The organism is Streptomyces sp. NPDC044704, assembly GCF_056433525.1.
The window spans coordinates 671,691-683,398 of the sequence record NZ_JBWKGY010000002.1; the positions used below are offsets into that span (position 1 = coordinate 671,691).

General features: G+C 73.3%; 8 protein-coding genes. 6 read left to right on the forward strand and 2 right to left on the reverse strand.

Annotation, left to right across the window (positions count from 1 at the left end):
• The first annotated feature begins 6 nt into the window (after window positions 1-6).
• From AC07B0_RS07385 to AC07B0_RS07395, 3 genes are all read left to right on the forward strand, one after another.
• The gene (locus AC07B0_RS07385; protein ID WP_478897188.1) at window positions 7-864 is read left to right on the forward strand and encodes an HAD hydrolase family protein; all 858 of its coding nucleotides are present in this window, start codon (window positions 7-9) and stop codon (window positions 862-864) included.
• A 151-nt stretch (window positions 865-1,015) separates the two neighbouring features.
• A complete protein-coding gene (locus tag AC07B0_RS07390) occupies window positions 1,016-1,432 on the forward strand; it encodes a TOBE domain-containing protein (RefSeq protein WP_478897190.1) in 417 nt (138 codons plus the stop codon).
• Between the two features lie 275 nt (window positions 1,433-1,707).
• Window positions 1,708-5,949, forward strand: coding sequence for a molybdopterin-dependent oxidoreductase (locus tag AC07B0_RS07395; RefSeq protein WP_478897192.1), 4,242 nt, complete (start codon window positions 1,708-1,710; stop codon window positions 5,947-5,949).
• Here the strand turns inward: AC07B0_RS07395 and bla are convergent.
• Both bla and AC07B0_RS07405 read right to left on the reverse strand, forming a co-directional pair.
• A complete protein-coding gene (bla, locus tag AC07B0_RS07400; protein ID WP_469378050.1) occupies window positions 5,946-6,869 on the reverse strand; it encodes a class A beta-lactamase in 924 nt (307 codons plus the stop codon). The genes AC07B0_RS07395 and bla overlap by 4 nt on opposite strands.
• Window positions 6,870-6,947: 78 nt before the next feature.
• Window positions 6,948-8,447 (reverse strand): aminotransferase class I/II-fold pyridoxal phosphate-dependent enzyme, encoded by a 1,500-nt coding sequence (locus AC07B0_RS07405; protein ID WP_478897194.1) that lies wholly within the window; start codon window positions 8,445-8,447, stop codon window positions 6,948-6,950.
• Between the two features lie 73 nt (window positions 8,448-8,520).
• Here AC07B0_RS07405 and AC07B0_RS07410 point away from each other — a divergent pair, with 73 nt between their 5' ends.
• From AC07B0_RS07410 to AC07B0_RS07420, 3 genes are all read left to right on the forward strand, one after another.
• Complete coding sequence (locus tag AC07B0_RS07410; RefSeq protein ID WP_478897196.1) at window positions 8,521-9,441, forward strand: LysR family transcriptional regulator; 921 nt, start codon at window positions 8,521-8,523, stop codon at window positions 9,439-9,441.
• A gap of 142 nt (window positions 9,442-9,583) precedes the next feature.
• Complete coding sequence (locus AC07B0_RS07415; RefSeq protein ID WP_478897199.1) at window positions 9,584-10,363, forward strand: crotonase/enoyl-CoA hydratase family protein; 780 nt, start codon at window positions 9,584-9,586, stop codon at window positions 10,361-10,363.
• A gap of 471 nt (window positions 10,364-10,834) precedes the next feature.
• A complete protein-coding gene (locus AC07B0_RS07420) occupies window positions 10,835-11,593 on the forward strand; it encodes a thioesterase II family protein (protein WP_356876491.1) in 759 nt (252 codons plus the stop codon).
• Window positions 11,594-11,708 lie beyond the last annotated feature (115 nt).

The window sequence follows — 11,708 nt, forward strand, 5'->3', positions numbered from 1 at the left end:
CCGATCATGTTCAGCCTTCGCGCCCGCACCGTCGTCTTCGACATCGACGGCACCCTCTGCTTCGACGGCCGGCTCATCGACGCCCGGATCCTCGCGGCGATCGGCGCGTGCGAGCGCGCCGGCCACCGCGTGGTCTTCGCGTCCGCGCGCCCCGTACGCGACATGCTGCCCGTCCTGGACGGAGCCTTCCCGTCCGCCACGCTGATCGGCGGGAACGGCAGCCTCGTCTCGGTCGGCGGCGAGGTCCGGGCGCGGGCGGCGTTCGCTCCCACCGAACTCGCGGCACTGATGGAGGCGGTCGGACGGTACCGGGCGGCCTACCTCGCGGACGGGCCCTGGGACTACGCCTACACCGGCCCCGTGGACCACCCGATCCGGGGCCGGGTCGACCAGGGCAACCTCGCGCGCGGGGTGGACCTCGCGGAGCTTCCCGAGGTCGTGAAGTTCCTCGTGGTCGGCGCGTCGGACATGGCGGAACTCGCGGAGGCCGGCCGTCGGCTCGGGCTGACGGTCAACCACCACCTCGACGAGGCGATCATCGACTTCGCCCCGGGTTCGACGACGAAGTGGGAAGCCCTCACGTCCCTGGGCACCGGCGCGTACGTGGCGTTCGGCAACGACATCAACGACCTCGACCTCCTGCGGAACGCCGAGCGGGCGGTACGCGTCGGGGCGCACCCGAGTCTGGATGGCGTCGCCCACGTCACCGTCGCGGCCGACCCGGAGGCCGTCGCGGCCGAGATCGCCCTGCTGGCCGAGACGGTCCCGCCGGCCGAGGCCGTCCTGCCGTCGGACACCGTCCTGCCGGCCAACGCCCTCCTGCCGTCCGGGACGGTCCTGCGCACCCCTCCCGCACGGGCGTGACGGCCGGCGGGACGGAATTGCGGCGCCGGGTGGGCCTTTCGCCTGGCGGATGAGAACGGCTCCACACGGAGCGTGACGACCGGGGCTAGCGTGATCAGTGGGGCGGCCGGCAGGCCGCCTTTCCCCCCGATCAGAGTGAGGCGTTACGTCCATGAGCCTGAGCATCCGCAACCAGATCCCCGGCACCATCACCTCCGTCACGGCCGGTGAGGCCATGTCCACGGTGAAGGTCCGGCTGGCCGGCGGTCAGGACATCACCGCCGCGATCACCACCGACGCCGTCAAGGACCTCGGCTTCGCCGAGGGCACCGCGGTCAAGGCGCTCGTGAAGTCCACCGAGGTCTCCCTCGCGACCGCCCCGGTCGAGGGCATCTCCATCCGCAACCAGATCGCGGGCACCGTCACCGACGTCGCGACCGGTGGCGCCATGGGCTCCGTCAAGGTTTCCGTCGAGGGCGGCGAGCTGACCGCCGCCATCACCAAGGACGCCGTCGAGGCCCTCGGCCTCACCACCGGCACCTCCGTCGTCGCCCTGATCAAGTCGACCGAGATCTCCCTCTCCCTCTGATCCGGCCGCATCCACGCCCGAGGGCCCCTCACCAGCCGGTGCGGGGCCCTCGGGCGTGCGCGCCCCCGTGCGGCCCCTGTGTGCGGTCGACACCGCCTCCGCGCTCACACCACGGGCCACCACGCTGTGCGGGCCGGTTTACACGCCGTGTCCGCAGGACGTGACGGGCCGGAAACGCGCTCTTCCTACGGTCTGGGGCGTGGGACCTTCCCACCCCCGCCGCCGCTCACCCGCCGCGCGCGGGGCGAGGAGCGCGACCTGAGGGAGGGAGCTCGGTGACGACGCCGGACGCGAAGGCGGAGGGCATCCGGACGGTCTGCTCGTACTGCGGTGTCGGCTGCGGCATCGTGCTCGACGTCGGCCGGGACGCCACCACCGGCAGGCGCACCGCCCTGAAGGCCTCCGGGGACAAACGGCACCCGACGAACTCCGGGCGGCTCTGCACGAAGGGCGCGACCAGTGCGGACATGATGGCCGCGCCCGGACGCGCCGCCAAGGCCCTGATCCGCGCCCGGCGCGGCGCCGGACCCGCCGAAACGGACGTGGACACGGCGATCGCCACGGTGGCCGGCCGGCTGCGCGCGATCCTCGACGAGCACGGCCCCGACGCCCTCGCCTTCTACGTCTCCGGGCAGATGTCCCTGGAGGCGCAGTACCTGGCGAACAAGCTCGCCAAGGGATTCGTACGCACCAACCAGATCGAGTCCAACTCCCGCCTGTGCATGGCCAGCGCGGGCTCCGGATACAAACTCTCGCTCGGTGCGGACGGACCTCCCGGCTCCTACCGGGACTTCGACCGGGCCGACGTCTTCTTCGTGATCGGCGCGAACATGGCCGACTGCCATCCCATCCTCTTCCTGCGGATGACGGACCGGATCAAGTCCGCCGGAGCGAAACTCATCGTCGTCGACCCGCGGCGCACCGCCACCGCCGACAAGGCCGACCTGTTCCTCCAGATCAAGCCCGGTACGGACCTGGCCCTCCTCAACGGCATCCTCCACCTCCTCGTGGAGAACGGGCACACCGACGAGGCGTTCATCGCCGAATTCACCGAAGGCTGGGAGGAGATGCCCTCCTTCCTCGCCGACCACCCGCCCGCGAGGGTCGCCGAGATCACCGGCATCCCGGAGGCCGACCTCCGGCAGGCCGCCCGCTGGATCGGCGAGGCGGGCGAATGGACGAGCTGCTGGACGATGGGGCTCAACCAGTCCACCCACGGCACCTGGAACACCAACGCCTTGGTCAACCTGCACCTCGCCACCGGGGCGATCTGCCGCCCCGGCTCCGGCCCGTTCTCGCTGACCGGCCAGCCGAACGCGATGGGCGGACGCGAGATGGGCTACATGGGCCCTGGCCTGCCCGGCCAGCGCTCCGTCCTCGTGGACGAGGAACGCGCGTTCACCGAGGAGCTGTGGGGCGTCGAAGCGGGAACGCTGCGCACCGAGGTGGGGCGCGGGACGGTGGAGATGTTCGAGCGGCTCGCCGCCGGTGACATCAAGGCGTGCTGGATCATCTGCACCAACCCGGTCGCCTCCGTCGCCAACCGCAAGACCGTCATCGCCGGCCTGGAGGCCGCCGAACTGGTCGTCACGCAGGACGTGTTCGCCGAAACCGAGACGAACGCCTACGCCGACGTCGTGCTGCCCGCCACGCTGTGGGCGGAGTCCGACGGGATCATGATCAACTCGGAGCGGAACCTCACCCTCGTCCAGGGCGTCCTCGATCCCCCCGGACAGGCACTGCCCGACTGGCAGCTCATCGCCCGCGTCGCGTGCGAGATGGGCTTCGCCGACGCCTTCACCTACGCGAGCGCCGAGGACGTCTTCGAGGAACTCAAGCGCGCCTGGAACCCGAAGACCGGCTGGGACCTGCGCGGCGTCACCTACCGGCGCCTGCGCGAGACCCCCGTGCAATGGCCGGCCCCGTCTCCGGACGGCGCTGACCGCAACCCCGTCCGCTACCTCAACGACGGCGTGAGCCAGACCCTGCTGGAACGCGCCGACGGGACCAGGCCCCGGCTGGCGTTCCCCACCCCCTCCGGCCGCGCCCGGTTCTTCGCCCGCCCCCACCTGCCCGCCGCGGAACTCCCCGACGACGACTACCCGTTCGTCCTGAACACCGGCCGCCTGCAACACCAGTGGCACACCCTCACCAAGACCGGCAAGATCCCCAGACTGGGCAGGCTCGACCCCGGCCCGTTCGTGGAGCTCCATCCGGACGACGCCGCCGCCATGGAAGCCCGGGACGGGGACCACATCGAGGTCGCCTCGCGGCGCGGCCGCGCCGTCCTGCCCGCCGTCGTCACCGACCGGGTGCGCCCGGGGAACTGCTTCGCGCCCTTCCACTGGAACGACCTGTTCGGGGAGTACCTCAGCATCAACGCCGTCACCAACGACGCCGTCGACCCGGTCTCGTTCCAGCCCGGGTTCAAAGCCTGCGCCGTGGCCCTGCGCGTGGTCGCCGCACCCGAACCCGAGGAGACCCGCCCCGTGCCCGCGACCGCAGGCCCCGCCCTCCCGACGCAGCAGCAGGCCACCGGCACGGCCCCGGCCGCGGACGGCGGCGTCGCCACGGCCGTCTCCGCCCTGGCCACCCTCTTCGGCCTGACCGACCTCACCGGTCCGCCGCTGACACAACCGGAGCGCACGTACCTCTCCGGCTACCTGTCCGGCCTCGCCCAGGCCCCGCCCGGCGGCGTCCCGGTACTGCCCGCCACCGCGCCCTTCGCCCCCGGCACGGCCCGGTGGGTGGACGGCGTACTGGCGGGCACCTTCTCCCGTACCGCCCCGCCCGCCGTGCCCGCGGCCGGACCTCCGGCCCCCGCGGCGGTCACGGGCCGGCAGCTGATCGTGCTGTGGGCCTCGCAGACCGGCAACGCCGAGGAGTTCGCCCGCGCCGCGGCCGCCCGCCTCACCGAGGCCGGCCACACCCCGGCCCTGCTCGCCATGGCCGACGCCGACCCCGCCCGGCTCACCGCGGACACCGACCTGCTGATCGTCACCAGTACCTTCGGCGACGGCGACAGCCCCGACAACGGTGCCGGCTTCTGGCAGGGCCTCACCGCCCCCGACGCCGGCCGGCTGGACGGCCTGCGCTACGCGGTACTGGCCTTCGGCGACTCCAGCTACGACGACTTCTGCGGCCACGGCCGCCGCCTCGACGAACGCCTCGCGGAACTCGGCGCCACCCGCCTGCACCCGCGTACCGACTGCGAGCCCGACTACGACGAGCCCGCCGGGCGGTGGCTCGACCGGATCGCCACCGCCCTCACCACGACGGCCGGCCCGCGGCCGGCGCCGGACGCGCAGGACACGCCCCCGACCCCGGCGGCAGCACCGGCCGCCCCGCGCCCCGCAGAGCGGCCGGCCCCCGCCGCCCGCTACACCAAGGCGTCCCCGTTCGCGACGCTCCTGATCGGGAACCGGCTCCTCAGCCTGCCCGGCTCACACAAGGAGACACGGCAGTTCGCCTTCGACACCCGAGGCGGCGAACTCGCCTACGAGGCCGGAGACGCGCTCGGCGTATGGCCGGCCAACAGCTCCGGACTCGTCTCCGAATGGCTCGCCCTCACCGGCCTCGACCCCGAAGAGCGCATCGCCCTTCCCGACGGCCCCGGCAGCCCCGACAGTTCCGGCATCCCGTTCGGCGAAGCCCTGCGGACCCGCTTCGACATCGCCCGCATCACCCCGGACCTCCTCAGGTTCGTCGTCGCCCGCACCGGCGACCGCGACCTCCAACGGCTGTTGCGCCCGGACAACAAGGGCGAGCTGGCCAAGTGGAGCTGGGGCCGGCAGGCCGCCGACGTCATCGGAACCTTCCCCGTCCGCGCCTCCGCGGACGAATGGGCCGCGGTCCTCAAGCGGCTCCAGCCCCGCCTGTACTCGATCTCCTCCAGCCCGCTCGCGCACCCGGGCGAGGTCCGCCTGACCGTGTCCGTCGTCCGCTACACCAACGGTCTGGGCCGGGACCGCAACGGCGTCTGCTCCACCTACCTCGCGGACTGCGCCGACGACGGCCCGGTCCAGGTGTTCGTCCAGCGCTCCCCGCACTTCCGCCCGCCCGCGGCCCCCACCACACCGATGATCATGGTGGGTCCGGGTACCGGCGTCGCCCCGTTCATCGGGTTCCTGGAGGACCGCCGGGCCAAGGGACACACGGGACCCAACTGGCTGTTCTTCGGCGAGCAGCGCGAAGCCACCGACTTCTACTACCGCAAGGACCTGGAGGACTTCCTGACCTCCGGCCACCTGGACCGCCTCGACGTCGCCTTCTCCCGGGACCAGCGCAACAAGGTCTACGTACAGGACCGGATGCGCGAGCACGGCCCGCGCCTGTGGCGGTGGCTGCGGGACGGCGCCCACTTCTACGTCTGCGGCGACGCCGGCCGCATGGCCAAGGACGTCGACCGGGCCCTGCACGAGATCGTCGCCGTGCAGGGCCGGATGGACGCCGAAGCCGCGGCCGCCCACGTACGCCAGATGGCCGCCGACAAGCGCTACGTCCGCGACGTCTACTAGTGCCCGCCGAACGCCTCGGCCAGCAGCCTCGCGGCATCGGCCACGAGCGCGTCGTCGCGGGGCGCCGTGGCGTCCGGCTTGGTGCTGACCACGGACAGGACGACCGGCGGCCGGTGCGGCGGCCAGGCGATGCCCACGTTGTTGGTGGTGCCGTACGACCCGGTGCCGGTCTTGTCCCCGAGCACCCAGTCGCGGGGCAGGCCGGCCCGGAAACGGGCACCGCTGGTGGTGTTGGCCAGCAGCCACCCGGTCAGCCGTTCCCGGTGTCCGGGGGCCAGCGCGTCGCCGAGCACGAGCCGCGCGTACGTCTGCCCGATCGCGCGGGGGCTGGTGGTGTCGGTCACCCGGGAGGGTTCCGCCGAGTTCAGCGCCGGCTCCCACCGGTCGAGCCGGGTCGTACGGTCCCCCAGCGAGCGGCAGAACCGGGTGACCGCGGTCGGGCCGCCCAGCTCGCGGAGCAGGAGGTTGCCGGCGCAGTTGTCGCTCTGGGCGATGGCCGCGGAACACAGTTCCGCCACGGTCAGGCCGCCGGCGATGTTCTCGGGCCGCCGCGTGATCTCTCCGCCGCCCGCATCCGTGACGTCCTGCAGGGTGTAGTGGATGCGCCGGGCGAGGTAGGTGCCGTCCCGGTCGAGGTCGCGCATCACGGCCGCCGCGGCGACCGTCTTGAACAGGGAGCACATGGGGAACAGTTCGTCGGCGCGGTGCAGCACCGTCCGGCCCGTGGCCGTGTCGTACGCGTACACCCCCAGCCGGGCGCCGTGCTCGCGTTCCAGTGCGCGCAGCCGCCGCACGACACCGCCCTCGCCCGGCGACGACGCGGCGCGGGCCGTGCCCGCCGGCAGCGCCACGGCCAGTGCCGCTCCGGCTCCCACGGTCAGCAGTGTGCGACGGGACGGGATCGCCCCAGGGGAATTCACGTCAGCCTCTCCTCTTCTGTCCGTCCTGCGTGCTGGTGTCTTCCCCGAGACGCCCGAAGTGATCAACTTGGTTCCGCGTCAGGCCGACACGACGCGCAGACGGGACACGGCGGCGTCCACGGCCCCGCGCACGTGGCCCCCCGGGGCGGCGGCCGTCCGGCGCAGGAACTCGACGGTCTCGGCCGTGATGACCTCACCGGGCAGCACGTTCGGGATGCCCGGCGGGTACGCGGCCAGCGTGTCGGCGCTGACCCGCCCGACGGCCTCCCGCGCGGGCACCACACGGGCCGGGCTGAGGAACGCCTCGCGGGCCGTGAGCCGGGCCGGGCCCGGACGCGGCAGCGGCAGCGGCAGCGGGGCCGGTCCGGGGGCGCCGGAGCGGGCGAGCGGCGCGGGCAGCCGGTGCAGCGCCTCGACGAAGCGGTCGGTGTCCGGGGCCGACCCGGCACCCAGCACGGCGACGACCGCCGCGTCGGTGGCTACCTCGACCATGACCCGGTGGTCGCGGAACAGCAGCCGCCGGGCCTCGTGCCCCGTGATGCCGCCGGCGCGCGTGCCGATGGCGATCCGCAGCGGATCGGCGGCGGTGACGTCGGGGAACGCGGGGAACCCGTCGCTGACCACCTCGAAGCGGCCCAGCGCCCGCAGCACGCCCCGCACCTTGTCCGCCGCCTCGATCGAGCCGGTGATCCGGTCGGCGCCCGCGACGAGCGCGCGGCGGGCGAGGTCCAGGGAACCGGTCAGCAGGGCGCTCGCGCTGGTCGACTGCACCAGCCGGAAGGCCCGCTCCACGAGCGGTTCCAGCAGGTCCGCGAACGGCCCGTCGCCCAGGTGCAGCATCGCCGACTGCGTCAGGCTCCCGGCCAGCTTGTGCGTACTGGAGGTCACCAGGTCCGCGCCGAGCGACAGCGCCCCCGCGGGCAGCGCGGGATGGAAACCGAAGTGGGAGCCCCACGCCTCGTCGACGATCAGGGGGACCCCGGCGGCGTGCGCGGCGTCGGCGATGGCGCGCACGTCGGCCACCGCCCCGAAGTAGCTCGGGGAGACGATGTACACGGCCGCCGCGTCCGGTGTCCGCGCGAGCACCGCCGCCACGTCGGCGGCCGTCACCCCGTGGGCGATGCCCTGCACGGGGTCGACCGACGGCTGGACGAAGGCGGCGTCCAGCCCGGACAGCACCAGCCCGTCGACGACGCTGGAGTGCACACTGCGCTGCACCACCAGGGTCCGCCCCAGGGCGGGAGCGACCATCGAGGCGATCTGGTTGCCCTGCGAGGCCCCGTTCGTCAGGAACCAGGTGCGCCGCGCACCCCAGGCCCGGGCGGCCAGGGCCAGAGCCTCGTCCAGCGGGGTGTCAGACCCGAGGTCGATGCCGTCCAGCAGCGGAGGGAAGTCCAGGTCCGTGACCCGGGAGCCGAACCAGCCGGCGAGGTCCGAACCGGGGGCGGCCGCGTGCCCGGGCACGTTCAGGCGCAGCCAGTCCCGCCCCGCCTGCGCCAGGAGGGCCTCGGCGTACGGGGCGCGCGCCTGATCGGGAGCGGGGGAGCGGCCGGGGGGAGGGGCGGTTCGCGTCTTCACCCGGCGAGCGTGACACTCCGGCCACCCATCGAGGAAGAGTGGACTTTTCTGTACCCCTCCATACCCTGTCTATATGCTTGAGGTACGTCATCTCCAGGTGCTCCGCTCCATCGCCCAGGAGGGCTCGCTCGCCGGCGCCGCCCGCGCCCTGCACTACAGCCAGCCCACGATCACCCACCACCTGGCCGCACTGGAGAGCCACTTCGACGCCCGCCTCGTCACGCGCGGCCCGCGCGGCGCCACGCTCACCGAACTCGGCGAAGCACTGCTGCCCCACGCCGAGGCCGTGCTGGAGCGCCTGCGCCACGCCGAACTGGAGGTCCGTGACCTCGCCGAGCGCGGCACCCGCACCCTCCACATCGGCACCTTCCCCACCGCGGGCGCCCTGCTGCTGGCACCCGCCGTCAAACGCCTCCACCAGCAGGGCGTCCACATCTCCCTCACCGAAGGCGAACTCCCCCGGCTGCTGAGGGGACTGCGGGCCCGCGAACTCCAGGCCGCCCTCGTCTTCTCCCAGCCCGGTGACCGCCTCGACCTGGACGACGCCTTCGAACTCCACCCCCTCCTGGCCGATCCGCTCCTCCTCGTCATGCCCCGGGACCACCCCTGCGCGGCCCTGGACCGGGTCCCGCTCACCGCGCTGCGCGACACCGCGTGGGTGGGCGCCGCCGACCCCCACGACCCCTGCGACCGCGTGCTGACCTGGGCCTGCGCCCAGCAGGGCTTCGAACCGGTCCACGCCATGCGCACCGACGACTACGCCGTCGTCCAGGGCCTCGTGGCCGCCGGCACGGGCGTCGCGCTCGTGCCCCGGCTCGCCCTCGGAGCCCCCCACCCCGACCTGGCCGTACGTCCTGTGGCCGGGCCCGAGCTCGCCCGCGAGATCAGCGTCGCCGTCCTCCGCTCCACCGCGGCCCGCAGCGCCCGCGAAGTGGTCTCGGCGCTCCAGGAGCAGGCCGGGCTGGTCACCGGCCGCTGGGCCGGTACGGGCTGAGGCGCGGCCCGCCGGGAAGCCGCCTGCCGTCTCCGCACCCGGGAGCGTCACCCGCGAGTAACGTGACGGCCGGACACGGACACGGACACCGACACGGACACGGGCGCGGGCCCGGTGCGCGGGCGAGCGGGAGGGGTGCGGGGTGGACGAGAAGTCGGCCGTGCGGATCGAGCGGGACGGCCCGGTGTTCACGGTGGTGCTGAGCCGGCCGGAGGTCCGCAACGCCGTCGACGGCCCCACGGCGTCCCAACTGGCCCAGGCCTTCCGTACGTTCGAGGCCGACGACGGCGCGGCCGTCGCCGTGCTCTGGGGCGAGGGCGGGACGTTCTGCGCCGGCGCCGATCTCAAGGCCGTCGGGACCGCACGCGGCAACCAGGTGCTGGAGACCGGGGACGGCCCGATGGGACCCACCCGGATGCGGCTGGGCAAGCCCGTCATCGCGGCGGTCGCGGGACACGCGGTCGCCGGCGGCCTGGAGCTGGCCCTGTGGTGCGACCTGCGGGTCGCGGAGGAGGACGCGGTCTTCGGGGTGTTCTGCCGGCGCTGGGGCGTCCCGCTCGTGGACGGCGGTACGGTGCGGCTGCCGCGGCTCATCGGGGAGAGCCGGGCCATGGACATGATCCTCACCGGCCGGGCGGTCGACGCCGCCGAGGCGTACGCCATCGGACTCGCGAACCGGCTGGTGCCGCCGGGCCGGGCCCGCCACGCGGCGGAGGAGCTGGCCCGGCAGATCGCGGGGTTCCCCCAGCTGTGCCTGCGCCACGACCGGCTCTCCGTCCGGGAGCAGCACGGCCTGAGCGAGCCGGAGGCGCTGGCCGTCGAGTTCCGGCACGGCGCGGTTCCGCTCGGGGCCGGCGAGACGCAGTCGGGAGCCGACCGGTTCGCGTCCGGGGCGGGCCGGCACGGTTCGTTCGAGGACTGAACGGGGCTCCCCGCCCGTCGGCCCGAGGCCGGGAGGCGGGGGTGCGACACCAGCCGAAACCCCTAACCGGAACCCCGAACCTGGCCGGAACTTGAGGTTCGCTCAAGGATCGGTAGATGACCGAAAACGGTTGGGTCCGGGGGCCGTTGACGCGCCCGGCCGGTCGGGTGCGGGCGGTCGCGGCGGACCGGGCAGGAGGCCCCGCATTCCCTGATTTCCGGGCCATGGCATGCGATCCGGGCCTGCTTTCCGGTGAGTACCGGACCCTAGGGCATCGGCGTGGAGAACGCCCATCCGGATCCCGGCGAGCGAAGATTTTCGGCCGGGGTAGGGGTGCAATGTAGGGGTACTGACCCCATTGGGGCTCTGCTAAACATGGTGACAACGGAACGCGTGTACGGAAGCGGTGAAAAGGTTCGGACCCCCGAACCGGCGGCCGCGTCCGGACCGGAACACGGAGTTTTCATCCCCTTGAGCGATAAACAAAATGCCGACGCCTGGGTCCGCCGCTATCACGCCGCGGACGAAAGCCCGATCCGGCTGGTCTGCCTGCCCCACGCCGGCGGATCCGCCTCCTTCTACTTCCCCATGGCCCAGGCACTCGCCCCGGCCGTGGACGTCCTCTCCGTGCAGTACCCGGGACGCCAAGACCGCCGGCACGAGCCCGGGATCACGGACATCCACGTCTACGCCGACGCGCTGACCAGCGCACTCGTGCCATGGCTGGACCGGCCCCTGGCCCTGTTCGGCCACAGCATGGGCGCCGTCCTCGCCTTCGAGGTGACGCGCAGGCTGGAACGCGACCACGGCATCAGCCCCGTCCGCGTCTTCGCGTCGGGACGCCGCTCGCCGTCGAGTTTCCGCCACGAAACCGTGCACCTGCGCGATGACGACGGCATCGTGGCCGAAATGCGGGAACTCAGCGGGACCGACGCCTCGATTCTCGGAAACGAGGAGATCCTCCGCATGGTGCTCCCCGCCATTCGGAGCGACTACACCGCCATCGAGAACTACCGGGCCGCGTCCGACGACACGGTGAAGGCCCCCATCACCGTGCTCACCGGCGAGTCCGACCCCCGCACCAGCCGGGAGGAAGCCGAAGCCTGGGAAGGGCACACCAGCGGCGGATTCGACATCCACCGTTTCCCGGGCGGCCATTTCTTCCTGGCCCGGCAACAAGCCCAGATCCTGAAGATCGTCTCCGAGGAGCTCGCGGCGGCCACCCGCTAGGGACACGACCCAGGGACACGACCCAGGCGCACGCCCGCCGCGCCGGCCGCACGACCAACGGCCCGCAGGCGACGAACGGACGAGACGGGTACCGAGGCCGGGCCGGACGCCCTCC

Coding starts and splice junctions, on each gene's coding strand:
- AC07B0_RS07410 (WP_478897196.1), top strand. CDS start 8,521: ATGCTTGAGGTACGTCATCTCCAGGTGCTCCGCTCCATCGCCCAGGAG.
- AC07B0_RS07385 (WP_478897188.1), top strand. CDS start 7: ATGTTCAGCCTTCGCGCCCGCACCGTCGTCTTCGACATCGACGGCACC.
- AC07B0_RS07390 (WP_478897190.1), top strand. CDS start 1,016: ATGAGCCTGAGCATCCGCAACCAGATCCCCGGCACCATCACCTCCGTC.